Raw genomic sequence first — 25,959 nt, 5'->3', positions numbered from 1 at the left:
TCGCGGCACCTTGCTTGCACGACACGCAAAACAAGACAAGGCCAGCCGATGCAGATCCTGCACCCGATCCCCGACGCCCTGCTGCCCGCCGCGGCGGCGTTGTGGCGGACGCATTTCGGGCGTGGGCGATGGCCCGCCCGGGTCAGCGCCGGGCATGGGGTGGTGGCGGTCGATACGTCCGGGGCGGTCTGCGGGGTGATGGGGCTGCGTGATGGTGACGGCGGCTTTGCGCAGGACGCCGCCGGGGTGCCGGGCTGGCTGTTTCGCGCAGCCCCGCCCACGGGCGATCTGGTCATCGACGGGCTGGCGGTGACGGACACCCGGCAGGGCACGGGGCGTGCCCTTGTCACGGCCGGGGCGCTGGTCGCCGCCCGCGACGGCCGCCCCGGCCTGCGGGCCGAGGTGCGCGCCCGCAACCGGGGCGCGTTGGCGTTCTATCACAAGGTCGGGTTTTCCGACCGGGGGCAGGGCCGCTATGGCCTGCCCTGGTGGGGGCAGGTCCATCTGTTGCACCTTGGCGTCTAGCCAAAGACGCCGGACACGCGACCCAGCAGCATGAACGCGCGCGACGAGCGGCTGTCGGCCAGAACGGCGATCTGCAGGTCGTCCAGTTCCGGCACCAGGCGCGCGGTCAGTCCGTCGAAATGGCGCAGGAAGTGATGCGCGGTGTCACGAAAGATCTCGTCCTCGCGCAGCATGGCGGCGGCGATGTCCAGCGCGGGTTCGTGGTGTATGCCGCCCAAGGCCGCGACGGCGCTGCCGCGTTCGCCGGCTGCATAGCGCCGCCAGACGTCAGGGCGGGCCATTTCCGGTGGCAGGTCATCCATATAGACGTCCTGCCCCGCCATCAGCGTCACGACATCCTGCGCGGCGCGCAGCACCTTGGACTGAGCCGGGTCCTTGAGCGCATGGCGCAGGGCATCGATCGCCTCGACGTCGTCAGGGCCGTCGGGAAAGTTCAGCGCACGGATCAGGGTCGCGGCATCGACCGGGCCGCCCTGCGTTTCAAAACGCAGCGCGGCCTGGCGCTGATCCGCGGTCTGGCGGGACTTGGGCAGCGGGGCTGCAGGCCGCGGTGCGGCAGTGCCTTGGGGATCGGCGCGCGGGCCGGCCTGCGGCTGGTCATCCGCGGCAGCGGCGTCACCACCCAGATGGGCCAGTCTGGCACGCAGATCCTCGGCCTCGGCGCGCAGGATGGCCAGTTGACGGGCCAGCGATACGCCCATCCAGATCAGGGCCAGCGGCAGCACCGTCCCCATGATCGAAACCAGTCGTGCCACGCCCGATGCCCCACCATCGGTTCCCGCGGGTCCCAACAGCCAGAACAGGGTGACCAGAAACAACCAGACGCCGGTCAGCGCAAAGCCGACCGTGGTCAGGCGATCGCGGTTCGCCAGGCTGGTGATGCGTGCAATCAGGGACATGGGGTCATCCGTACCGGATCTCGACGATTTCATAGCTGCGCTGACCGCCGGGGGTGGTCACATCGACGCTGTCACCCTCGTCCTTGCCGATCAGGGCGCGGGCCAGCGGAGAGCGGATGTTCAGCAGCCCGCGTTCGATGTCGGCCTCTGCCTCTCCCACGATCTGATAGTTGCGCTCTTCATCGGTGTCCTCGTCGATCAGCTTGACGCGGGCGCCGAACTTGATGCTGCCCGACAGCTTTGCGGGGTCGATGACCTCGGCGCGCGACAGCAGGCTCTCCAGTTCCTTGATGCGTCCCTCGACAAAGCCCTGCTTTTCGCGGGCGGCGTGATATTCCGCGTTTTCGGACAGGTCGCCATGTTCGCGCGCCTCGGCGATGGCACGGATGATGGCGGGACGTTCCTTGGATTTCAGCTGCCCCATCTCGCGTTCCAGCGCTGCCACGCCGGTGGGGGTCATCGGTATCTTTTCCATCGCTGCCCTGATCCTTGTTGGGATGCGTTTGTCCTGCGGGTGCCAAGCCAACGCCCCTGCCATTGTGAAATGGCAGGGGCGCGGAAGCTGATCCCCGACATGGTCACCAAAATGACGCCCAATGCAAGCCTGCATGGCCCGAATGGCACAAACACGCGCGTTCAATCGCCGCGTTACGATTGCCCCCGTTCGCAGGGGTCGCTATCTGTTTGACAGCCAGTTTGCCACTCAGGGGACATCAGAACATGACAGACCAGACAGAGTTCGTTCGCGAATCGATGGAATACGACGTCGTCATCGTGGGTGCGGGGCCCGCGGGCCTGGCGGCCGCGATCCGGCTGAAGCAGATCGACGCCGAACTGTCCGTCGTGGTTCTGGAAAAAGGCTCCGAGGTCGGCGCCCACATTCTGTCGGGTGCGGTGCTGGATCCCTGCGGGCTGGACCGGCTGATCCCCGACTGGCGCGACAAGGGTGCCCCGGTCACGACCGAGGTGACCGACGACAATTTCTATGTGCTGGGCGAGGCCGGACAGGTGCGTGTCCCGAACTGGCCGATGCCGCCGCTGATGTCGAACCACGGTAACTATATCGTCAGCATGGGCAATGTCTGTCGCTGGCTGGCCGAACAGGCCGAGGGTCTGGGCGTCGAGATCTTTCCTGGCATGGCCGCCAGCCAGGTCGTCTGGGACGGCGACAGGGTCAAGGGCGTCGTCGCCGGAGAGTTCGGCCGCGAACCCGATGGCAGCATCGGCGACGGCTATGAGCCGGGGATGGAGCTGCACGGCAAATACGTCTTTATCGCCGAGGGCGTGCGCGGCAGCCTGGCCAAGCAGATCGACGCGCGGCTGAACCTGTCGGCTCATGGCGATCCCCAGAAATACGGTCTGGGCATGAAGGAAATCTGGGAGGTTTCCCCCGACAAGTTCCACAAGGGCCGCGTCGTGCACACGATGGGCTGGCCCCTGGGCAAGAATGCCGGCGGCGGCAGCTTTATTTATCACCTTGAGAACAATCAGGTTTTGGTCGGATTTGTCGTCCACCTGAACTATGTGAACCCGTACCTGTACCCATACATGGAGTTCCAGCGTTTCAAGCACCATCCCATGGTGGCCGACCTGCTGGAGGGGGGCAAGCGCATCAGCTATGGCGCCCGCGCCATCACCGAGGGCGGTTGGCAGTCGCTGCCGCAGCTGTCCTTTGACGGCGGTGTGCTGCTGGGTTGTTCGGCAGGCATGGTCAACGTGCCGCGCATCAAGGGCAACCACAACGCGATGATCTCGGGGATCGAGGCCGCCGATGCCGCCGCCGCCGCGATCAAGGCGGGACGTCAGGGCGACCGGCTGACCGATTACGACGGCGCGGTTCGCGACGGTGCCATCGGCGCAGACCTGAAGCGCGTGCGCAACGTCAAGCCGATCTGGTCGCGCCTGGGCCTGTCGGCCAGCCTGATGCTGGGCGCGGTGGACATGTGGACCGCAAATCTGACCGGCTGGAACCCGCTTGGGACCTGGTCGCACGGCAAATCCGACGCTGCCGCCACCGGCAAGGCGCGTGACCACAAGGCGATCGACTATCCACGCCCGGACGGCAAGCTGTCGTTCGACCGGCTGACCAACGTGGCCTTCAGCTTTACCAATCACGAGGAAAGCCAGCCCTGCCACCTGACCCTGCGCGACCCGTCGGTGCCAATTGCGGTGAACCTGCCTGAATATGCCGAACCGGCACAGCGCTATTGCCCGGCCGGCGTCTATGAGGTGGTCGAGGATGCGTCCGGCCCGCGTTTCGTGATCAATTTCCAGAACTGCGTGCACTGCAAGACCTGCGACATCAAGGATCCCAGCCAGAACATCGTCTGGACCACCCCGCAGGGCGGAGACGGCCCCAACTATCCGAACATGTGACGACTGCGGCGGGCGCGTCGGCGTCCGTCGTCGAAATGATGCCCATGGCTGTGGGGTCGGATCAGAGTTCCCACCGCGTCCCGATCGTGGGTACCACGTGCGATTGCTGAAATCGGCTGTGTGATTTCAGCAATCGCCTCAATCATTCAGATGCACGGCATGGCATCCGCCAGCGGGCTGTCCGGACGATGCGCGGATTGGTCGCGGGGACCTGACGGTTGGGCATGGGCGCGGCAACCATTGGCATGGCGATGGTTTTGCGTGATGATCCGCGTCACCCCGGCACCATACACCAAACCCCGCCGGAAGGGCCTGATGGACCCACGGTTTCCGCGTCATGGGGCGTGTTTTCCATGCCTGTACAAATAGCCAAGTGTGCCATTGGTCAAAACGGCTTACATACAGCGTGTAGTTGTTCGAGGTAGCCAGTATGCACCGTATCCGGAATGAAACGATGTTTCGCCTGTCCATGTCCGGTGAGGACTGGGCGCTTATCGATACCGCCCTGACGGCCTATTCCCACAATTCCGTCTATCGAACCCTGCGAGAAAAGCTGGACATGCAGGTTGCCATGGTGCGCGCCATGGACGGCGCATCCCGCAGTGCGCAGGCAGGCACCAGCCGGCACGACGCCATCACCAGCGGACCTGCGACGCGCACGCGATAGGGGCGCTGATCGAAACGCATTGACGTATCGGGTTGTCGATATCCCGTTACCCGCCGACCGTTCCGGGGGGCATTGAGGCACCACGCTCCGCGACGCGTGCCCGCGGTTGGTCAATGATCTATCCTGATACGTAACCATGCAGTCGGCGGACAACCGCTGGTTGCGCTGTTGGGGTGCTGGATCGGTACGACGAATTACTGTACGGATCGGTACAATACCCAACCCTGCGGATCATTGCGCCGCAAAGGGAAACGTCCATCATGCCCCGGATGACGCTGACCAGAATGGCGGACAATACCCCCTTCGTCATTCAATTCGAGGGTGATACCGAATTCAACATCGACACCGGATCCGGGGGCGCGACCATCTTGGCGCTGTACCGCCGCGGATCGCAGCAAATTGTCCATGTCCGCGAGACCCGAGATCAAATTATCCACGCGCGCCTGGCCGCGCTGTCTGGCGACTGGTCGTCATGATGGCATGGAATGGAAAACCTTACCCTGATCCTATCGCGGGGTGATGGGATCAGGGCGCCGATGCCCAGCCCAATGTGACACCAAGCCGTGGGCATTCCGCGATACGCGATCAGGCTGACCCTGCACCGGCGCGTGATGCGGGAACGCCGTCACATGCGGGACTGCTTCGGGGCAGTTGAAATGCGCCAGCCAGTGCCCTGTCTGCATGGGTTCGTGTCGCTTTGGCGCTTTGCGTTTGCGACACCACGACGATGCGACCAAGCGAATACAGGACGGACAGCGCCGCATCCGGAGGTCGACCCGGCGCAGAGCGGGGTTGAGCAGTTTCGATCGGAAATTGACGTCGCCTCATCTTTGACTGGTGAATGACCCTGCATTGTGTGGACGCCTTTGCGGTTTGTCATTTGGTGCCGTTTCAACGTGGCTGGCGCCAGCATCCTGCCCCCCCCCCGCATGCCAGCGCCCTGGATGCCGACCGTGGACTGTCCCCTGACGGGTCCGGATGGTCCTGCACGTGATCTGTTCGCGGTCAGTTGGTGACGGTCGCCGGTAGACGCAGCCGTTGCCACCCCGGTTTATCGGATGCGCAACAGCGTGGGCGCGCGTGACAACGTAACCCCGTCCACGCCGGTGAACCGACTGCCCTGATCCGGATGACCTGCACCTTGCCTGTTCGCCTGCATCGCGGAACGACCATGAGCAGGGTTCGGCAGAAAAACCTCTGTCGCTTGTACGCTTTCACCGCCCTCTGCAGATGCTTTCGGCTTGCGAAATCAGATCATCGTGCAGCTTGGGACCTTGCCGCTGTTGGCCCCACGTCTTGTGCCGCAACCTGTCCAGCCGTGCATGCCTGTTCGACGACATCCGCTGCCGTGCTGAAAACATGGTCTGCTGGCCACCCAAGGATCGGTACATCGACCTGATCGAAACTTCACTTTGATGTTCTGCAACGCGAATATTGCGCCTTATATCTGTGGCGACATACGCGACCGCTGTATTCAGGATATCGTGCCCCTGAACGCCAGACCTAGATCGCACCCCGGATCGAGGGATCCCGCCATTCTTGTCGGACGCACTTCTCGCCGCATTTGCGACTGCGCGCTTTCACGCCAGAGGGGGCGCTCTGCCGCCCGCTGTATGGCAAAGGATGGTCCATCCGCGGGCCCCATGTCGACCGTTCCCGCGTGTCTTGCCGGACCGCGCAGCGGTAGCGGTGCTTGTCCGTCTCCCTGCGACGCTTGCCTCATGGAAAGGCTTTGACGTGGTTAAGGCAAATTCTCTTTGTCGCGATCCGGCCTTTTTGCGATCCGGACCTGCGTTCATGCGGAACTTTTTCGTTGGCGCCGTGTTTCCACCAGTGGAGCGACCGATACACGCCGTGCCGACTGTCCAAAATTCGAGAGCGAGGAAGCCATCATGATCACCCTGACCGTGAACGGAACGGAACACAGCTTTGATGGCGATCCCGAAATGCCGTTGCTGTGGTATCTGCGCGACGAATTGGGGCTGACCGGGACGAAATTCGGCTGCGGCATTGCACAATGCGGTGCCTGCACGATCCATCTGGATGGCTATCCGACATTTGCCTGCATCACCCCCATTTCAATCGCCGAAGGGTCCGAGGTTCGCACCATCGAGGGGCTGGATGAGAACGGCAACCATCCGGTTCAGGTCGCGTGGCGCGATCTGAACGTGTCGCAATGCGGCTATTGTCAGGCGGGGCAGATCATGCAGGCCGCGGCCCTGGTCGATACGACGCCCGATCTGACCGACGAGGATATCGACACGGTGATGAGCGCGAACCTGTGCCGCTGCGGTACGTATCCGCGCATCCGCGCGGCCGTCAAGCAAGCCGCCGAAGCGAGGACCGAATGATGCTGAACACCCCCGTCGCATCCGCCCGCATCGCGAATGTCAGCCGCCGGTCCCTGTTGTTGGGCATGGGCGCGGGCAGTCTGGTTCTGGCCGTGGGCCTGCCAAATCTGGCCCGTGCGCAGGAGGAGCCTGTCCAGTTCGGTGCCGACGCGATGCCGAACGGTTGGAGCGATGATCCGAACGTGTTCGTGTCCATCGCCGAAGACGGCATGGTTACCGTGACCGTCCACCGGTCCGAGATGGGGCAGGGTGTGCGCACGTCGATCGCGATGGTCGTGGCCGACGAGCTGGAGGCCGAATGGGACATGGTCCGCGTAATCCAGGCCCCCGGCAATGAGCCGTTGTACGGCAACCAGGATACCGACGGTTCGCGCAGCCTGCGCCATTTCTTTGGTCCGATGCGCCGCGCCGGGGCATCCGCACGGACCATGCTGGAACAGGCCGCCGCCAATGCGTGGGATGTCCCACTGTCCGAGGTGCGCGCCGAGGGCCATGTCGTGCGCCATGCCGCATCGGACCGCACCATGGGCTATGGAGAGCTGGCCGCCGCCGCAGCCGCCCTGCCGGTCCCCGACCGCGAGGGGCTGCGCCTGAAGGATCCGGCGACGTTCCGTTATATCGGCAAGGGCGACGTGGGGCTGGTGGACAACGACGACATCACCCGCGGGACCACCACCTATGGGATCGATGTGCGCCGCGAGGGGATGATGTATGCCGTCATCGCCCGCCCCCCGGTCTTTGGCGGCAAGGTCGCAAGCCTTGATGACAGCGCCGCCCTGCAGGTCGCCGGGGTCGAGCGTGTCGTGCGTCTGGACCCGCCCGCCATCCCCGCGGAATTCCAGCCGCTTGGCGGTGTCGCGGTGATCGCCCGCAACACCTGGGCCGCCATCAAGGGACGCGAGGCGCTGGTCATCGAATGGGAGGACGGCCCGCATGCCGGCTATTCATCGGACGATTTCAAGGCAGAGCTTGAGGCGGCCGTTCAGACCGGCGACGGGGCCCTGGTCCTGAACCGGGGCGATGTGGCGGCAGCGTTGGCGGATGCGCCGACCCGCGTAGTCGCGGAATACTATATCCCCCACTTGGCACAGGCCCCGATGGAGCCACCTGCCGCCGTGGCGGATGTCCGCGATGGATCATGCGAGGTCTGGGCCAGCGTGCAGGCCCCACAGGTCACCCGCCTCCGTCTGGCGCAGCGGATGGAGCTGTCCGAGGAGGACGTGACCGTCAACGTCACGCTGTTGGGCGGCGGCTTTGGACGCAAGTCCAAGCCCGATTTCGTTTTGGAGGCCGCCATTCTCAGCAAGGAAATGGGCGCGCCGGTCAAGCTGACATGGACGCGCGAGGACGACCTGCACCACAGCTATTACCACACCGTCTCGGTCGAACGGCTGGAGGCGGGGCTGGACGCGCAAGGCAAGGCCATCGCGTGGCTGCATCGTACCGCCGCACCCACGATCGGCTCGATCTTTGTGCCCGATCCCAAACAAAAGCTGCCATTCGAATTGGGCATGGGACTGACCAACATGCCCCTGGACATCCCGAATGTCCGCGCCGAGAACCCGCAGGCCCCGGCGCATGTGCGCATCGGCTGGTATCGGTCGGTGTCCAACATCCCGCATGCCTTTGCGATCCAGTCCTTCATCGCCGAACTGGCAGAGGCGGCAGGGCGCGATCCGCTGGAGTATCTGCTGGAGGTGATCGGCCCTGCGCGCCTGATCGACCCAAGCGAGATCGGCGACGTCTGGAACTATGGCGAAAGCCCCGAGCGCTATCCGATCGATACCGGGCGGCTGCGCAAGGTCACGGAAACGGTCGCCGAGGCGATCGGGTGGGGCCGTCAGATGCCTGCTGGTCGTGGCCTTGGGCTGGCTGCGCATTACAGCTTTGTCAGCCACGTCGCCGTTGCGGCCGAGGTCGAGGTCGTGGACGGCGAGGTGAGGATCCCGCGCGTCGAGATCGCCATCGATTGCGGCGCCCATGTCAATCCCGACCGCATCCGTTCGCAAATGGAGGGGGCCGTCATCATGGGCGCAGGCCAGGCCCTGACGACCGAGATCACCTTTCAGGACGGCCGCGCGCAGCAGGACAACTTTGACACCTATCTGATCCCCCGCATGGAAAACGCGCCACGAGAGATCAACGTCCATCTTGTGTCATCCGGCGGCTATGATCAGCCGTTGGGCGGGGTCGGGGAGCCGGGCCTGCCGCCCGTCGCACCGGCCATCATCAACGCGATCTTTGCCGCCACCGGTACCCGCATCCGCCGCCTCCCGGTGGGCGATCAACTTCGCACCTGAGGACATGTCGATGACCCTGAAACAGATGCTTTTGGCAGGCGGTCTTGTGCTGATCGCGGCGCCGGCGATCGCGGATTGCAGTGATCGTATCGCCTTCCTGGAAGAGGGACTGGATGACGCGGCGCGCCTGGCCATATCCGCATCGTCAGGGGGGCAGGGGGTTGCCGGCGCACGCGAGGCTCTGTCCGTGACCGAAGGCGCAGCCGATGAACAGCCCGCACCCTATGCGGACGGTGCGACCGAGGCTGTCGACGAGGCGGACGATGCAGGCGATGGTGGCGAAGCGTTGATCGAGGCGCGTGCCCGGTTGGGCGAAGCGCGAACCATGGCGGATGACGAAGACGCCTGCCTTGTGCTGGTCCATGAGGTTTTGGTCGGTCTGATGGGAGATTGATGGCGGATTCTGGAAACGCGACTGTGCACTCTGCGGGAACGTGCGCATTTCCCCATGGCCGGAATGTGGAAGGATGCGTCGTGACAGACGCGCCCAGATCGATGCGGTGCAGCCTTTACGACCGCGCGGCTGACCTGCCCGACGGTCATTCCTGACGCGGTACACCTGTTCCATTTGGCGAGATCAGTCACAGGCCTGGGGACGTCAGGTATTGTCGCCGTGCAATGACTTCAGGTCGCCTGCGTTACGGGTCCGCCCGGCTAGAACGATGCTGTGCAGGCTGCTGTTCAGCGACCCGTTGGATTACTATCTGCTGCGATAGTCGCTGACATCGCAAGGGTTGGGAACCACGCGCGATCTCTAAGCTGTTTGCCTCCGGATCGCCATCAAGGCCGATGTCCGCGGCACGTTTGGGGCACCGGTCGCGGCGGCCCGCCGATGTGATCGGGGCTGTTCCGGTGAGGCTCTCGGTCCCGTTTCCACCCTGTCGGAATGGACGCTGCGGTGACATGGAGCGCCGATGCAGCAATCCTGATGCGGCATCACAGTCCTTGGCAGCATTGCCGGGGGTCGGGTCTGCCATTGCAAGGTCAGGTTTCCCGGTCCGATCGGCGCCGTTACCGGCCCTGTCCACCTGATCGTGGGCTTGCGCGCTTGCGTGATCGTGCGGCCCCGCCTAAAGACAGTTGCCGCTCAAGGTATCCCGTCGCCGGCGGGTTAGCACAGTGACCCCGATCTGCGCGGTCAGGCATCGCTCTGTCTGGCTGGTCTTGTGCCACACTGTCCTTGGGCGCCCGGTGGGGTGTGGGGGTTAGCGGTCTGCGGCACCGGGGCGCGACAGATCTGCGATCAGGCGGTCCACGCGGGTCAGGCGCGCTGCGTTGGTGCCGCGGTCGGCGCGGGCCCGGACACCGGCCAGATAGTCCGGCAGGTGGCGGCACGCACGGTAATGCTGCATCATCCGCGGCAGCGTGGCCGCACCGGTCGCGATGTCGCGCATCACGTCGCTGAGAACGCGGCCGTTGCGCAGCATCAGCGCTGTCTTGTGATCCGCATGGCGCAGTGGGACCCGGGTCACATTCGGGCCGTCGAAACGTTGCACATGGCGGCGATCGTGATCCACAGCAGGGTCGTAGAACAGCCAGACCTGCGCCGCGAGGCGCGATTCAGCGGCGGCATCGGCGAATGGCCCGGTCCAGTCGGACCGCTTGCCGGTCGGATAGCGCTGGTCCCACCCCGCCAGCCGCGGCGACAGCGTCGATTGCGGAGAGAACGCCGCGACCCGGCACCCCGGTGCCAGCGATGCAAAGGCCGCCGCGCCGTATCCCCCCATCGACGTCCCGAACAGCGTCACCTGATCGAACTGTTCGAAAAACCCGCTGTCGCGCAGCGACATCAGATAGCGGTGCAGCGCCGCATCGCGGAACCAGCCGGGCACATAGGACAGGATGCCCAGGTGCGACCACCCCTCCTTGCGGATAAACTTGTAACCCCATGGTTCGCGGGTCACCGGATGTTCGCGCACCGATGCAAGGTTGTCGAACGAAACCAACAGATGTTCGCGCGACCGCGCCACATAGGTGCAGGCATAGTTCGGCATCGAATGATAGAAACCGTGCGCCTGCCCCGACAGGCGCAGGTCGCTGAGCCATGCGGGCGCCGCGATCTGGGGCGCGGCGTCGGGCGCGGGCTGTACGGGCGCGACAGGCGCGGCCTGGGCGTCATCGTCGTCGGTGTCGTCCCAGTCCTCCTCCTGCGGGGCATCCTCGGCTTCGGGACGGGACAGCCGCTCGGCCCAGGCCGAATCCATCTCGGACAGGGCGGGGGGGGTGGCCGTGACGCCGAACGGAACGGGCCAGTCGAACGCCGTGGCCTGAATCGGACGGCCCTCGACAAAGGCGGTGATGATCGCGGCGGCCCGCGGGTCCTGATTTGCCAGCAGCCGGTCCAGCCGCCCCGAGAACTCTGCGACCACGGCGGCGTGGCGCGATGCGACCTTGGGGTGGCGGGTCAGAAAGTCGGCGCGTCTGTCGCGGTGGGCCCGAAGGAACGCCTGGTCCGGTCCGATGTCGGCCATGGCAAAGTTCAGCCGCTGGTACTGCTGGATGGTCGTGCGCAGATGTTCCGGCGTGATGAAGGGCAGTGTCTTTCCCGCACCGGTTCGGCGCAGCAAAAAGGTTTCGCGGTCCTGTGCCATGAAGGCGATGACATGGGCCAGTCCCAGCCCCGGCTGGTCCGGCATCGTCATCCAGCCCTTTTGCAGATACCGCTCAGACACGTCCTCGGCGGCGCCGTTCAGCCAGGTCACTGGTTCCTTGCCGCGGGCGAACTTGGGCTTCAGGGTCGGGCGGGCGGGCTTTACTCCACGGGCCAGCTGCGGGCGGAATATCGTGCGCAGGGGGGTCGCGACCGACATCTTGCCCGTGGCGTTGCCAGTGCCCCGGCGAAAGCGTTCGGTCGGTGCCAGGTCGGCATAGCGGCTTTGCCCGGACCCGCCCGCCACCTGCATGGTCAGCGACAAAAGGTCGGGAAACTGTCCCAGCCCTTGTGCCAGGTCGGCAAGCTGGCCCGCCCCGATGTCGATGATGACAAAATCGTCCGGCTCCAGCCACAGAAGGTGATCGTTGCGATCCTGCATGGCCTTTTCCAGCGCCAGATCCAGGGCGCGGATCTGGCGGGCTTTGTCATGGGCGATACCGGGGCGGGTCGCGGGGACGAAATCGATCAGGCCCGCCGCCGCCAGCGACTGGGCCAGCGCGGTGGCCTGCGCATTGGCGCCGTCACCATGAACGGTGATGCTGCGAAAGCCCGCATGGTGGTGATGCAGCACCCAGTCCAGCAGGACCGGTGCGCTGTCGTTCATCAGCATGTGCAGCGCGATGTCCGGCCCGGCGGGGGCGGGTTGGGTCTGCGGGGCGGTCTTGCGGGGCATGCGGGCGCTTTCGGTTGCGGCGGGGGGTCAGGACGGATGTGGTGCTGGGCTGGCGGCGCGCGCCTCCAGCGCCTTGGCCATGCCGGGACGGCCGTTGCGGCCCGCGATATCGGACAGACGCCGCAACCAGTCGGTCCTGCCCCGCGCCTGTAGGCGCTGGCCAAGCGCGTCCAGGTACCACGGCTGCAGGCGCGACTGGCGATACAGGGCGTGGAACGCCTGCGCATCCATGGTGCGCGTCGCAAGGCCGCGCACCACCTGGGACAGCGTGTTGGTCTGGCGCAGCCGCAGCGCGGTCTTGTGGCCCGCAAGCGGGGTGCGCAGCCGCACGATGTTGGGTCCGGCAAAGCGGTCGGCATGGGCGGCGTCGGCAGGTTCCGTCGGATCATAGATCAGATAGACCGGTCCTGCGGTGGAGGTCTGATCGACGGCATCGGCAAAGTCGCCGGTCCAGTCCGCAGCACGCCCACCGGGAAAACGCGTCTCCCACGGGACCAGGGCGGGCGACAGTGTCGATTGCGGCGAAAAGGCGATGACCTGCGCCCCCGGCGCGACCGCGGAAAACGCGCAGGCCGCATAGGCCCCCATCGACGTCCCCGCGAATGTCACCGTCTGGTAGCGGGCGAACAGGCCGTTGTCGCGCAGCTGGCGCAGATAGGCGAACAGCGTGTCATTGCGGAACCAGTTGGCCCGGAACGCAAAGATGCCCAGCTGTGACCACCCCGACTTGCGCGCGAATTCATAGCCCCATGCCTCGCGGTCGATCTGGTCGTGGCCGACCTGCGACAGGTTGTCAAAGCTGACGAACAGGTGCGCGCGTTCGCGTTCGACATGCAGGGCGGCGAACTCCTCCTCGGAATGGTAGAATCCGCGTCGATAGGGCGACCTGCGCAGATCGATCAGCCATTGCGGCGGCACTTCTGGCGCGGGCGGTTCGGCGGGGGTTGGTTCCGGCGTGTCGGGCAGGGTGGCCCAGGGGGTCATCGACAGCAGCGGCATGGTGGGCACCGGCGGCCCGTCCAGCAGCGGCGCCAGCAGGATGGCCGAGGGAATGACCTTGCGTACCGGGATCGCCGCCGGCGGCGGTGGCGGGGCGGCGGCGATCGTCGCCAGACGCGCGCGGCGCGCAGTCAGCGCGGCCTGGCGGCGCGTGGTTTCGGCCTGCAGAATGGCCGGGTCGAACAGGCGGGCATGCTGGTCCGGGGCCTCGGCCAGCAGTTGCGCGGACAGGATGTCGATTTGATGGCGGAACTGGACCACGGCCTCTGTGTGCAGGGCCCCAAGCGCGGGCATCAGCCCGATCAGTTCGGCCCGCGCCTGTTCCACCCGGTCGGTCCATGCGGTGATTCCGGTTTCCGTGACCGCGTTCAGATTGTATTTTTCGTAATAGTCGAAATTGATCCGATCGGAATCGGCGCTGTTGGCCGTGCCGCGCCAACGCTTCATCAAAAAGACCTCGCTGGCGCGGATCATGTAGTGGTTGACGTGGCACAGGTCATATCCCGCCATCGCGGGCGTCGTGCTCCACCGCATGCGCAGGAAATCCGCGGTGATGTCGGCCCCCGACCCGTTCACGAACAGCATCGGGTTCACCGGAGTGCCGAACGATCCCTTAAAGATCGGCCGATGCACGCCAAGCCGATGCACGGGCAGGGGACGGAACAATGATTTGACCGCGAACTGGTTGTTGCACAGCGGGACGTCCTTGGGCGAGGCCATCGTGAACTGGCCGATCTGCAGGTCGTCGCGGAACCTGATCACCCCGCCATTGCCAAAGATGCGCCACTGTGCGGCTATCGCGTCCGTACGGTCGGGCAGCGCCGCGAACAGCGCGTCCAGCGTGCCGTCGCCGGTGTTGACGTGAAAGAACTCATCCCCGTCCAGAACCGCGATCCAGTCGCTTTCCGTCACCTCCGGCAGGGCAATGGCGCGGGCATAGGCGCGGCGTTGCGGGTCGTCGGGCAGGCCCGCGATCATGTCGCTGTTGTCATAATGCATGACGATTCCAGCCTGATCCAGCAGCTGCAGCATCTGATGCGTGCCGTCGGTGCAGTCGTTGGAATAGATCACGAACCGGTTGAAACCGATCAACCGGTGATAGCACAGCCATTCCAACAGGAACGGCCCCTCGTTCTTGACGGTCGTGACGATTGTCCGCGTCGCGTTCGATTTCCAGCGCGACGACGGATCGGGGGACAGGCTGTTCATGGCCGCACGGGTTTCCTGTATCGTGACCCCGTTCATATCAGAGCGGGGCGGCATCCTCAAAGGGATATGCCACCCTGCGGTCGTCAGGGCGCGCATTGTCTGTCGCATGGAGTGATCGTCCCCTCGACGGACGCGCTGTCGATGCGGTGGTTCCAGCACGGGCCGTGGGCGGCGGTCAGGGGTGCGGCGGGCGCCATCCCGCGCCGTCGTGGATGCCGGTCAGGTTCAGATCCGCGTCCAGCAGGATCAGGTCCGCCGCCCGCCCCGGTGCAATGCGTCCGGCACGCGCGCCGATCAGGTGCGCCGGAACCGATGTCGCCATCGCCAGCGCCTGTGCCGGCCCGGCCCCCGCAGCCACCGCGACCCGGACCGCACGGTCCAGCCGCAGGTCCGCCCCGGCCAGCGTGCCGTCGGCCAGTGCCAGCCGCCCGTCGCGGCGCAGAATGCGGCGGCCCTGCAGGGGAAATTCGGTCAGCGTCGTCCCCGCGACGGCCATGCAGTCGCTGACCAGAAACAGCCCCTGCCGCCGTGCGCGCAACGCGATGCACAGCGCCGCCGGATCGACATGGATACCGTCCGCGATGATCCCTGCCTGCGCATTGCCCGCCAGAACCGCGCCTGTCAGGCCGGGCTGGCGGTGGCCAAGCGGGCTCATGGCGTTGAACAGGTGCGTGGCACAGCGCGCCCCCGCCGCGAATGCCGCCTGCGCCTGATCCAGGGTGCAGTCGCTGTGGCCCAGGCTGACGACGATTCCCGCCGCGGTCAGGGCGGTGATCTGGGCGGGGGTTGCGGCCTCGGGGGCCAAGGTCACCATCAGCGCAGGCAGGTCCGCGCGGGCAGCGATCAGGCGGGTCATGTCGGCGTCGGTCATCGGGCGGATCAGCGCTGTGTCATGCGCGCCCGCGCGGCGGGGGTCCAGATGCGGACCTTCAAGGTGCAGGCCCAGAAATCCCGGCGTGCCCGCGCGGGCGGCGGCAATGCCTGCGGCCACCACGCGGGCCGTGACATCCGGTGCGTCGGTGATCAGCGTCGCCAAGATGCCCGCGCAGCCCAAACCGCGATGCACCGCACAGATGCGCGCCAGCGCCGCGGCGTCGGTCTCGGCACCGACCATCAGCCCCGCGCCGCCGTTCACCTGCAGGTCAACAAAGCCGGGGGCAAGTATACCGGGCATCGGGGCCATGCCATCAGGGCGGGGCACGACGGAATCGATCGCCCCGTCGCGCAGGATCACCGCCATGCCGTCCCGCAGGCGTTCGCCGTCGAACAGCGTCGTCGCGGCCAGGGTCTGGGCGGTCATGGTGCCCATTCCCGCGCCATGTCCAGCGCGCCGTCCACGCCGCTGCCGCGCGCGGGGGCAACGGGCCAGTCGGCCGCCAGCGCCGCGGCATAGAATGGCCCCAGCCCGCCGGTACAGACCACCGGCAGGTGCGCGCCGTCCTGCAGCACGCGCACCGCATCGCCGATCTGGGTCACCGCCTGATCCATGATGGCACGTGCCGCGGGATCGTCCGATCCGACCAGGCGCGGAGCCAGTTCGGCGAACCGGGCGGGCGTGGCGGCGGTGCCAAAGGCGATGATCCCCTCGAACCCGCCGAATTCGTCGCGCAGGGACGCCAACAGCGGTGTGTCCGGGGCCAGCCCGTCGCCCGCCCGCATCGCCTGCGCCAGAAGGGCGCGGCCTATAACGGCTCCGCTGCCCTCATCCCCCATCAGAAACCCGCGCCCGCCGATCTGACGCAGGCGGCCGGCCCGCTGGACCGCCAGCACCGATCCGGTGCCGATCGCGACCAGAATGCCATCATCGGGCCCAAGCGCGCCGCGCGCGGCGGTGACGGCATCGTTCACGACCCGGCTGCGCGCAAAGGGCAGGCGCGCCTGCATCGCGCGGGCCGCGTCCTGCATGCCGCCCCCGGCCAGACCCAGGACGGCGGTCAGGTCCGCAGGCGTGGCCCCGGCCTGAACCATCGCCGCCGTCGCCGCGGCCAGAACGCTGACCACCGCGGCGAACGGGTCGGAATTGATATTGGCGGGCCCGCCCTCGCCCCGGCCCAGGACGCGGCCATCCGCATCGGCAATGGCCGCCCGGCAGCCGGTGCCGCCCCCGTCGATCCCCAGATACAAACTCATCGCGTCCCCATGTTTCGCGTGAGGGAACGCGACCCGCGCGGAAATGAAAAGCCCCAAGGTCGGATCGTCCCGCCGGACAAGCAAAACCCCCGAAAACACAAGGTTTTCGGGGGTTTTGTTTTTGGTGCCCAGGAGAGGACTCGAACCTCCACACCTTGCGGCACACGGACCTGAACCGTGCGCGTCTACCAATTCCGCCACCTGGGCAGGTGGTATGAGCGGCTGATTAAAGCGAGTGCGGGGGGGCGTCAATGGGGTGCATGAAAGTTTTTCGACAGTTTTTTACGCAGACCTGCCACGACCGTGCGCGAACCTGCCCGCGACCTTGCGCAGCCTTGCCCGGAACGCGCGGCGCGGGTAAGGATCACGCAACATTCGGCCTATCAGAGGGAGGCGAGACGCCCATGGCGAAACTGGTCACGATCTTTGGCGGATCGGGCTTTGTCGGCCGGCAGGTGGCCCGGTTGATGGCCAAGGAGGGCTGGCGCGTCCGCATAGCCGTCCGCCGCCCCGACGAGGCGCTGTTCACCCGCACCTATGGCGCGGTCGGACAGGTCGTCCCCGTCATGTGCAACATCCGCGACGAAAACTCTGTCCGCGCCGCCCTGACCGGGGCCGATGCGGCGATCAACTGTGTCAACATCCTGTCCGCCCAGGGCAAGAGCACCTTTAAGACCGTGTTCGAGACCGGCGCTGACAACATCGCACGCTTGTCGGCGGAAATGGGTGTCGCGCGGCTGGTCCACATCTCGGGGCTGGGGATCGACACCGAATCGGACAGTAAATACATCGCGTCGAAATCACGGGGTGAGGCCGCAGTGCTGGCCGCGCGTCCCGATGCGGTCGTGCTGCGCCCGTCGGTGATCTTTGGTGCCGACGACAACTTCTACAACCGATTTGCGGGCATGACGCGGATGGGGCCGGTGATGCCGATCGTGGGTGGAAACACCCGGATGCAGCCGGTCTTTGTGGGCGATGTCGCCCGCGCCGCCGTGATGGGCGCCACCGGCGCCGCCGCCACCGGCATCTATGAACTGGGCGGCCCCGAGATCCTGACCACGCGCCAGATCGTGGGGCAGGTGCTGACCGCCGTCCATCGCCGCCGCGCGGTGGTGAACATGCCCTTTCCCCTTGCGCGGGTTGCGTCGGCGGCGATGGGCGTGGCCCAGGCCGTCACCGGCGGCCTGTTCACCAGCCCTCTGAGCGGCGATCAGCTGGCCCTGCTGCGCAAGGACAATGTCGTCAGCCCAGATGCCCGTGGCTTTGCCGAACTGGGTATCGTGCCGATGGGGGCCGGGTCCGTTCTGGACGATTACCTGGTGCGGTTCCGCCCATCGGGCCAATACGATTCGATCAAGCGATCGGCCAAGAACCTGCGCGGGAACTGATGGACCAGAACACGATCGTTGCCGCCGCCCTCGGGGTTCTCGAGGGGCTGACGGAGTTCATCCCCGTATCATCAACCGGCCATCTGCTGCTGGCGGGACATTTCGTGGGATTTGATTCGCCCGCCCGATCATTCGAGGTGCTGATCCAGCTGGGCGCGCTTTTGGCCATTCTGGGCCTCTATGCCGCGCGGATCGTGCAGGTCGTGCGCGACGCCCCGCATGACCCGGCTGCGCGCCGTTTCATCGGGGCGGTCCTGCTGGCCTTTGCCCCGGCGGTGGTCATCGGAGTGCTTGCACATGACTTTATCAAGACGGTCCTGTTCGAGACGCCGATGCTGGTCGCGGTCATGCTGATCCTGGGCGGCTTTGTGCTGTTGTGGGTCGACCGTCGTGCCACCACCCCGCAGTACACGCGGGCCGAGGATATCCCGCTGTCGATGGCGTTCCGCATCGGCCTGTTCCAGTGCATCGCCATGATCCCCGGCGTGTCGCGGTCCGGGGCCACGATCGTCGGCGCTCTTTTGATGGGGGCGGACAAGCGGTCAGCCGCCGAATTCTCGTTCTTTCTGGCAATGCCCACAATGCTGGGCGCGTTCACCTATGATCTGTGGCAGAATCGTGCGGCGCTGGATGCGGCCGCGATCAACGATATTGCCGTTGGATTCATCACCGCGTTTCTGGCCGCGGTTGTCGTCGTGCGCTGGCTGCTGGGATACGTGTCGCAGCACGGATACGCCCTGTTCGCATGGTGGCGCATCATCATCGGAAGCGTTGCATTGCTGGCGCTTGCCGCTGGTATGTAAGCAATGCTGACCTAATATCGGTGGTGCGCGGCTAAAAAATTCGTCCGCGCGCCAGAAAAGTGGCTAATAGGTCAGCACTGCTGACTTTTCATCGGAAATGCCTTGGTTTAATGCAGTTGCGGAAGTCCTTTGAGGGAAGGTAGCGCAGCCATGGCCACGCAGAAGATGCTGACATTCGTCTCGACCCCGCGCGAGATGCCCGAGAAACGCGCCGCCGCCGACCGCAGCGAGGATTTCCACGAGATCTATCGCGAATTCGCCGCAGCCAAAGCCGCTGAACAATCCGGCCGCTGCAGCCAGTGCGGCGTGCCCTATTGTCAGTCGCATTGCCCGCTGCACAACAACATTCCCGATTGGCTGCGCCTGACCGCCGAGGGTCGCCTGCAGGAGGCCTATGAGGTCAGCCAGTCGACCAATACATTCCCCGAGATCTGCGGACGCATCTGCCCCCAGGACCGCCTGTGCGAAGGCAACTGTGTGATCGAACAGTCGGGCCATGGCACCGTCACCATCGGCGCCGTGGAAAAATACATCACCGACACCGCATGGGACAATGGCTGGGTCCAGCCGTTCCGACCCGCGCAGGAGCGCGCCGAATCGGTGGGTATCATCGGGGCGGGGCCGGGCGGCCTGGCCGCGGCGGACATGCTGCGCCGGCAGGGGTTCCAGGTCACGATCTATGACCGCTATGACCGCGCGGGCGGGCTGATGACCTATGGCATCCCCGGCTTCAAGCTGGAAAAGGACGTGGTCATGCGCCGCAACCAGCTGCTGGCCGATGGCGGTGTCGAGTTCGTCCTGAACTGCAATGTTGGCGAGGACATCAGCTTTGACGCGATCCGCGGCAAGCACGACGCGGTGCTGATCGCCACGGGCGTGTACAAGACCCGCGACCTCGATCTGGACAATGCCGATCATGGCGGCATCGTCCGCGCGATCGACTATCTGACCGCCAGCAACAAGGTCGAGTTCGGTGACGACGTCCCTGATTTCGACGACGGAGAGCTGAATGCCAAGGGCAAGCGCGTCGTCGTCATCGGCGGCGGCGACACCGCTATGGATTGCGTGCGCACGGCCATCCGCCAGGGCGCCCAATCGGTCAAGTGCCTGTACCGCCGTGACCGTGCCAACATGCCGGGATCGCAGCGCGAGGTCCAGAACGCCGAGGAGGAGGGCGTCGAGTTCGTCTGGCTGTCCGCACCCGGTGCATTCGCGGGCCATGTGACCGGCGTTGCCGCCGAAGCGCAGGAACGTGACGTGGACGGTCTGCCGCAAATCGCGTCCGTTCGCATTCAAAAGATGCGTCTGGGTCAGCCCGACGTCACCGGGCGCCAGTCGCCCGAACTGATCGACGGGGCCGATTACGACGAGCCTGCCGACCTTGTCATCAAGGCGCTTGGATTTGAACCCGAGGACCTGCCCAGGCTGTGGGGCGTCGACGGCCTCGAGGTCACCCGTTGGGGCACGATCAAGGCCAGTTTCGAAACACACATGACCTCCATTCCCGGCGTCTATGCGGTGGGCGATATCGTGCGCGGCGCCAGCCTGGTGGTCTGGGCGATCCGCGACGGGCGCGAGGCGGCGGATGCCATCGCCACGTTCCTGACGGGCGATGCCCGCGTCGCCGCCGAATAGGGGGGCGCACCGATGGCGCACCATCAGGCCGCCGGGCAGGCACGGGGCGCGCGGCAACAGCGCGCGGTGCCGGCGCAGGTCGTTGACGCATCGTCCAGGGTTCTGGCCGGGTCACTGACGTTTCTGGTGCTGGCCGGCGGAATGTTGGCGGCGGGGCAGGCAGGGGCGGCCAACTTTACCCCGCCCGCGGGCTGTACGTTGAATGTGACCGTGCAGAACCGCAACTGTACCGTCAGCCAGTATTACACCTGCAGCGCCGATCCGGACGGGTATCAGCACAGCGCGCATTTCGGGCGCGAGGGTCTGTACCACCTGTCGACGATCGACGCCGAGACCCGCTGGATCGAGAGTCAGAGCATGGGTTCTGGCCTCATCGACCGGCTGGTCGAGGAGGCCGAGGATCACGCCAGTTTCAGCGAACTGCTGAGCACCGGGCGCGATGATTTCGATTTCTGGACCGAAACCGACGACGGCCAGCGTCTGCATCATCAGGGCGCCGACACCCTGACCGGAGAGACGGTCACGATCGACGGCCAGACGTTGGAACGGACCCAGTTCCGCCTGACCACCCGCGACGCCGGAGGCGAGGTGCTGATCACCCGCGAGGGCAACCAGCATGTCAGCCGCGATTTCAAACGCTTTTATGGCGGGGTCGAGACCAGCAGCGACTGGACCGGCGCCGAGACGCAGACCGACGACAGCCCCGTGCTGTTCACCTTTCCCGGCGAGGCCGGGTTCGGATCCACAACCCCACAATTCGACTGTGATCAGTTGCTGACGCAGATCCCGCAGGAAAGGGCCGCATCATGACCATGGATTGGCAAGCCACCGAGGAAGCCCGCCGCGCCTGGATGGACAAGAACAGCCTGTACCGCGAGGAGGACGAGCATTCGTCCTGCGGCGTGGGCTTTGTCGTCGATCTGGACGGCAAGGCCAGCCGCAAGGTCGTGCAGAACGGCATCGACGCACTCAAGGCCATCTGGCACCGCGGCGCGGTCGATGCGGACGGCAAGACCGGCGACGGCGCGGGCATTCACGTGCAGATCCCGGTGCCCTTTTTCTATGACCAGGTGCGCCGCACCGGCCACGAGCCCGACCAGAACAAGCTGATCGCGGTCGGTCAGGTGTTCCTGCCGCGCACGAACTTTGCCGCGCAGGAGGCCTGCCGGACCATCGTGGAATCCGAAGTCCTGCGGATGGGCCACTATATCTATGGCTGGCGCCATGTGCCGGTGAACACCGCCGTTCTGGGCGAAAAGGCCAACGCCACCCGCCCCGAGATCGAACAGATCCTGATCCGCTGCGAAAAGGACATCGATCAGGTCCGGTTCGAGCGCGAGTTGTACGTGATCCGCCGCCGGATCGAAAAGGCCGCCATCGCGGCTCAGGTCGCGGCGCTGTATTTCTGTTCGCTGTCCTGCCGGTCGATCATCTACAAGGGCATGATGCTGGCCGAACAGGTCGCGGAATTCTATCCCGACCTGAAGGATGAACGGTTCGAGAGCGCATTCGCGATCTATCACCAGCGCTATTCGACCAACACCTTCCCGCAGTGGTGGCTGGCCCAGCCCTTCCGCATGCTGGCCCATAACGGCGAGATCAACACGCTGAAGGGCAACCTGAACTGGTTGCGCAGCCACGAGATCCGCATGGCGTCGTCCGCATTCGGCGACGCGGCCGAGGACATCAAGCCGATCGTGCCCGCCGGGTCGTCGGACAGCGCCGCGCTGGACGCGGTGTTCGAGGTTCTGGTCCGATCGGGGCGCAGCGCGCCGATGACCAAGACCATGCTGGTGCCGGAAAGCTGGTCCAAGGCCACGACCGACATGCCAAAGCCATGGGCGGACATGTACGCCTATTGCAACGCGGTGATGGAGCCTTGGGACGGCCCCGCCGCGCTGGCCATGACCGACGGGCGGTGGGTCTGCGGCGGTCTGGACCGCAGCGGCCTGCGCCCCATGCGCTATGTCGTGACGGGCGACAACCTGCTGATCGCGGGGTCCGAGGTCGGCATGGTCCCGGTCGATGAGACCGGCGTGCGCGAAAAGGGCGCTTTGGGGCCGGGCCAGATGATCGCGGTCGATATGTGGGACGGCAAGCTGTACCACGACACCGAGATCAAGGACCGTCTGTCCGTCAGCCAGCCGTTCGGAGAGTGGATCGAGAAGGTCACCGAACTGAACGACATCATGCGCGACCTGCCCGAGGTGGTCCGGTATCAGGGCGACACCCTGCGCCGCCGTCAGAGCGCCGCCGGTTACACCCATGAGGATCTGGAGCATGTCCTGGCTCCGATGGCCGAGGATGCCAAGGAATCCATCGCGTCCATGGGTGACGACACACCCCCCGCGGTCCTGTCGAACCAGTACCGCCCGATGAGCCATTTCTTCCGCCAGAACTTCAGCCAGGTGACGAACCCGCCCATCGACAGTCTGCGCGAGACGCGGGTGATGTCGCTGAAAACGCGGTTCGGCAACCTCAAGAACGTGCTGGACGAAAGCAGCGCCCAGACCGAGATCGTCGTGCTGGAAAGCCCGTTCATCGCGAACGGCGAATACGACGAGATGGTGAAGATGTTCGGCGACACGGTGACGGTCATCGACTGTACCTTTGCCGAAGGCGCGGGGCCCGATGCCCTGAGCGAGGGACTGTCACGCATCCGCGCCGAGGCCGAGGATGCCGTGCGGTCGGGCGCGGGTCACCTGGTGCTGTCGGACGACGGGCAGGGGCTGGGCCGGGTCGCCATGCCGATGATCCTGGCGACCAGCGCGGTGCATTCCTGGCTGACCCGCAAGGGGCTGCGGACCTTCTGTTCGGTGAATGTGCGGTCGGCCGAGGTGATCGACCCGCATTACTTTGCGGTGCTGATCGGCTGTGGCGCGACCACCGTGAACCCCTATCTGGCGCAGGATTCGATCGACGACCGCATCGCGCGCGGTCTGCTGACCGGCACCCTGGTCGAGAACATGCGCCGGTACCGCGCCGCCATCGACGCGGGTCTGCTCAAGATCATGGCCAAGATGGGCATTTCCGTCCTGTCGTCCTATCGCGGCGGCCTGAACTTTGAGGCGGTGGGCCTGTCGCGCGCCATGGTCGCGGAATATTTCCCCGGCATGCAGTCGCGCATTTCCGGCATCGGCCTGCACGGTCTGCAGGCCAAGCTGGAGGGGCTGCATCAGGTGGCCTTCCGCACGCAGAACGTGGACATGCTGCCGGTCGGCGGTTTCTACAAGCTGCGGCGGTCGGGCGAAAAGCACGCCTGGGAAGCCAACACCATGAAGATGCTGCAGGTAGCCTGTGAAAAGGCCAGCTATGACATCTGGAAACAGTTCAGTGCCACGATGCGGGCCAACCCGCCGATCCACATCCGCGACCTGCTGGACATCAAGCCGTTCGGCAAGCCGGTGCCCATCGAAGAGGTCGAATCGATCACCTCGATCCGCAAGCGGTTCGTGACGCCGGGGATGAGCCTTGGCGCGCTGTCGCCCGAGGCGCACATGACGCTGAACATCGCCATGAACCGGATCGGCGCGAAATCCGACAGTGGCGAGGGCGGAGAGGATCCGGCGCACAGCCACCCGCTGCCCAACGGCGACAACCCTTGCGCCAAGATCAAGCAGGTGGCGTCGGGCCGCTTCGGCGTCACCGCCGAATACCTGAACGCCTGCGAAGAGCTGGAGATCAAGGTCGCGCAGGGTGCGAAACCCGGCGAGGGTGGTCAGCTGCCCGGCATGAAGGTCACGAAACTGATCGCGCGGCTGCGTCACTCGACCCCAGGCGTCACGCTGATCAGCCCGCCGCCGCACCATGACATCTATTCGATCGAGGATCTGGCGCAGCTGATCTATGACCTGAAGCAGATCAACCCGCGCGCCAAGATCACCGTGAAACTGGTGGCATCGTCGGGCGTGGGCACGATTGCTGCCGGCGTGGCCAAGGCCAAGGCCGACGTGATCCTGATTTCGGGCCATAACGGCGGCACCGGCGCATCACCCGCCACGTCGATCAAGTTCGCGGGTCTGCCATGGGAGATGGGCCTGACCGAGGCGCATCAGGTTCTGGCCATGAACCGCCTGCGTGAACGCGTGACGCTGCGCACCGATGGTGGTCTGCGCACGGGTCGCGACATCGTCATGGCGGCAATGATGGGCGCCGAGGAATACGGCATCGGCACTGCCGCCCTGATCGCGATGGGCTGCATCATGGTCCGCCAGTGCCAGTCGAACACCTGCCCGGTGGGCGTCTGCACCCAGGACGAAAAGCTGCGCGCCATGTTCACCGGATCGGCGGACAAGGTGGTGAACCTGATCACCTTCTATGCACAGGAAGTCCGTGAGATCCTGGCATCCATCGGTGCGCGGTCGATCGATGAAATCATCGGTCGTGCCGACCTGCTGACCCAGGTCAGCCGGGGTGCTGCGAACCTGGACGATCTGGACCTGAACCCGCTGTTGATCACCGTCGATGGCGCGGACAAGATCGTCTATGACCGCACCAAGCCGCGCAACGCGGTCCTGGACACGCTGGACGCCGAGATCGTCAAGGACGCCGCCCGGTTCTTTGAGGACGGCGAAAAGATGCAGCTGTCCTATGCGGTCCGCAACACCCACCGGACCATCGGCACGCGCACATCGTCGCTGATCGTGCAGAAGTTCGGCATGCGCAACAACCTGCAGCCCGACCATCTGACGGTCCGTCTGACCGGCAGCGCCGGGCAGTCGTTGGGCGCATTTGCGGCACCGGGCCTCAAGATCGAGGTGTCGGGCGATGCCAACGATTACGTCGGCAAGGGCCTGTCGGGCGGCACCATCGTGGTCCGTCCGCCCATGGCCAGCCCGCTGGTCGCGGCCAACAACACGATCATCGGCAACACCGTGCTGTACGGGGCCACGAACGGCTATCTGTTCGCGGCTGGGCGTGCAGGCGAACGCTTTGCGGTCAGAAACAGCGGTGCGTCGGTCGTGATCGAGGGCTGCGGGTCGAACGGTTGCGAATACATGACCGGCGGCGTGGCCGTGATCCTGGGCCGGATCGGCGCGAACTTTGGTGCGGGCATGACCGGGGGGATGGCGTATCTCTATGACCCCGAGGGGCTGGCGCGCGATTACATCAACGCGGAAACGCTGGTGATGTGCGCGGTGACCCAGGATCACTGGGAGGATCAGTTGAAGGGCCTGATCGAACGGCACCTGAAGGAGACCGGATCGCGTCGCGCCGACGAGATCCTGTCGAACTGGGACCGGGAAAAGGGCAACTTCCTGCAGGTCTGCCCCAAGGAGATGCTGCAGCACCTGTCCCACCCCATCGAGGCGGTGGACCAGACCCGCGCCGTTCCCGCGGAATGACCTTAG

The 25,959-nt window shown here is 65.6% G+C and carries 18 protein-coding genes and 1 tRNA gene; 12 read left to right on the top strand and 7 right to left on the bottom strand.

The genetic code is table 11. The features are described 5' to 3' along the window. Positions 1 to 48 precede the first annotated feature (48 nt). Complete coding sequence (locus ACJJVR_RS06935) at positions 49 to 525, top strand: GNAT family N-acetyltransferase (protein WP_405403288.1); 477 nt, start codon at positions 49 to 51, stop codon at positions 523 to 525. Here the strand turns inward: ACJJVR_RS06935 and ACJJVR_RS06930 are convergent. Together ACJJVR_RS06930 and greA are read right to left on the bottom strand one after the other, a co-directional pair. Next, the gene (locus tag ACJJVR_RS06930) at positions 522 to 1,424 is read right to left on the bottom strand and encodes a hypothetical protein (protein WP_405403286.1); all 903 of its coding nucleotides are present in this window, start codon (positions 1,422 to 1,424) and stop codon (positions 522 to 524) included. The genes ACJJVR_RS06935 and ACJJVR_RS06930 overlap by 4 nt on opposite strands. A gap of 4 nt (positions 1,425 to 1,428) precedes the next feature. Continuing rightward, positions 1,429 to 1,899: a transcription elongation factor GreA gene (gene greA / locus ACJJVR_RS06925; RefSeq protein ID WP_405403284.1), complete on the bottom strand. Its 471-nt coding sequence runs from the start codon at positions 1,897 to 1,899 to the stop codon at positions 1,429 to 1,431. Positions 1,900 to 2,144: 245 nt separating this feature from the next. Between greA and ACJJVR_RS06920 the strand changes: the two genes are divergently transcribed. The 6 genes from ACJJVR_RS06920 (at position 2,145) to ACJJVR_RS06895 (ending at position 9,512) form a co-directional block, all read left to right on the top strand. Beyond that, entirely contained in the window at positions 2,145 to 3,800 is a 1,656-nt protein-coding gene (locus ACJJVR_RS06920; RefSeq protein WP_405403283.1) for an electron transfer flavoprotein-ubiquinone oxidoreductase, read from the top strand. Positions 3,801 to 4,254: 454 nt separating this feature from the next. Continuing rightward, complete coding sequence (locus ACJJVR_RS06915) at positions 4,255 to 4,467, top strand: hypothetical protein (RefSeq protein ID WP_405403282.1); 213 nt, start codon at positions 4,255 to 4,257, stop codon at positions 4,465 to 4,467. A 269-nt stretch (positions 4,468 to 4,736) separates the two neighbouring features. Next, positions 4,737 to 4,943: a hypothetical protein gene (locus tag ACJJVR_RS06910; protein ID WP_405403280.1), complete on the top strand. Its 207-nt coding sequence runs from the start codon at positions 4,737 to 4,739 to the stop codon at positions 4,941 to 4,943. Between the two features lie 1,416 nt (positions 4,944 to 6,359). Further along, positions 6,360 to 6,818 carry a (2Fe-2S)-binding protein gene (locus ACJJVR_RS06905; RefSeq protein ID WP_405403279.1) on the top strand — a complete coding sequence of 153 codons (459 nt, stop codon included), beginning with the start codon at positions 6,360 to 6,362 and terminating at the stop codon, positions 6,816 to 6,818. Continuing rightward, positions 6,815 to 9,118, top strand: a complete 2,304-nt coding sequence (locus tag ACJJVR_RS06900) for a molybdopterin cofactor-binding domain-containing protein (protein WP_405403277.1) — start codon at positions 6,815 to 6,817, stop codon at positions 9,116 to 9,118. The genes ACJJVR_RS06905 and ACJJVR_RS06900 overlap by 4 nt, the downstream gene beginning before the upstream one ends. 10 nt (positions 9,119 to 9,128) lie before the next feature. After that, positions 9,129 to 9,512 carry a hypothetical protein gene (locus ACJJVR_RS06895; protein WP_405403275.1) on the top strand — a complete coding sequence of 128 codons (384 nt, stop codon included), beginning with the start codon at positions 9,129 to 9,131 and terminating at the stop codon, positions 9,510 to 9,512. Between the two features lie 811 nt (positions 9,513 to 10,323). Here ACJJVR_RS06895 and ACJJVR_RS06890 read toward each other — a convergent pair. The 5 genes from ACJJVR_RS06890 to ACJJVR_RS06870 all read right to left on the bottom strand — a co-directional run bounded on the left by ACJJVR_RS06890 (position 10,324) and on the right by ACJJVR_RS06870 (position 16,989). Then, complete coding sequence (locus ACJJVR_RS06890; RefSeq protein ID WP_405403274.1) at positions 10,324 to 12,444, bottom strand: hypothetical protein; 2,121 nt, start codon at positions 12,442 to 12,444, stop codon at positions 10,324 to 10,326. Positions 12,445 to 12,471: 27 nt separating this feature from the next. Then, complete coding sequence (locus tag ACJJVR_RS06885; protein ID WP_405403273.1) at positions 12,472 to 14,652, bottom strand: glycosyltransferase family 2 protein; 2,181 nt, start codon at positions 14,650 to 14,652, stop codon at positions 12,472 to 12,474. 175 nt (positions 14,653 to 14,827) lie between these two features. After that, positions 14,828 to 15,952 carry an N-acetylglucosamine-6-phosphate deacetylase gene (nagA, locus tag ACJJVR_RS06880; RefSeq protein WP_405403272.1) on the bottom strand — a complete coding sequence of 375 codons (1,125 nt, stop codon included), beginning with the start codon at positions 15,950 to 15,952 and terminating at the stop codon, positions 14,828 to 14,830. Continuing rightward, complete coding sequence (locus ACJJVR_RS06875; RefSeq protein WP_405403271.1) at positions 15,949 to 16,782, bottom strand: BadF/BadG/BcrA/BcrD ATPase family protein; 834 nt, start codon at positions 16,780 to 16,782, stop codon at positions 15,949 to 15,951. The genes nagA and ACJJVR_RS06875 overlap by 4 nt, the downstream gene beginning before the upstream one ends. Positions 16,783 to 16,904: 122 nt before the next feature. Beyond that, a tRNA-Leu gene (locus tag ACJJVR_RS06870) sits at positions 16,905 to 16,989 on the bottom strand. 197 nt (positions 16,990 to 17,186) lie between these two features. On the opposite strand from ACJJVR_RS06870, the gene ACJJVR_RS06865 reads away from it, so the two are divergent. From ACJJVR_RS06865 to gltB, 5 genes are all read left to right on the top strand, one after another. Next, positions 17,187 to 18,170: a complex I NDUFA9 subunit family protein gene (locus ACJJVR_RS06865; protein ID WP_405403269.1), complete on the top strand. Its 984-nt coding sequence runs from the start codon at positions 17,187 to 17,189 to the stop codon at positions 18,168 to 18,170. Next, the gene (locus ACJJVR_RS06860; protein WP_405403268.1) at positions 18,170 to 18,973 is read left to right on the top strand and encodes an undecaprenyl-diphosphate phosphatase; all 804 of its coding nucleotides are present in this window, start codon (positions 18,170 to 18,172) and stop codon (positions 18,971 to 18,973) included. Before ACJJVR_RS06865 ends, ACJJVR_RS06860 begins: the two co-directional genes overlap by 1 nt. Before the next feature lie 150 nt (positions 18,974 to 19,123). After that, complete coding sequence (locus tag ACJJVR_RS06855) at positions 19,124 to 20,608, top strand: NAD(P)-dependent oxidoreductase (protein ID WP_405403266.1); 1,485 nt, start codon at positions 19,124 to 19,126, stop codon at positions 20,606 to 20,608. A gap of 12 nt (positions 20,609 to 20,620) precedes the next feature. Beyond that, positions 20,621 to 21,418, top strand: coding sequence for a hypothetical protein (locus tag ACJJVR_RS06850; RefSeq protein ID WP_405403265.1), 798 nt, complete (start codon positions 20,621 to 20,623; stop codon positions 21,416 to 21,418). Continuing rightward, on the top strand, positions 21,415 to 25,953 hold the full coding sequence (gltB, locus tag ACJJVR_RS06845) for a glutamate synthase large subunit (protein WP_405403264.1): 4,539 nt from the start codon (positions 21,415 to 21,417) through the stop codon (positions 25,951 to 25,953). The genes ACJJVR_RS06850 and gltB overlap by 4 nt, the downstream gene beginning before the upstream one ends. Positions 25,954 to 25,959: the final 6 nt, after the last annotated feature.

Source organism: Paracoccus sp. Ld10 (genome assembly GCF_045064235.1).
Classification (GTDB): domain Bacteria; phylum Pseudomonadota; class Alphaproteobacteria; order Rhodobacterales; family Rhodobacteraceae; genus Paracoccus.
Note: the sequence above shows the minus strand (reverse complement) of the source record. Positions and strands in the feature narration are given on the sequence as shown.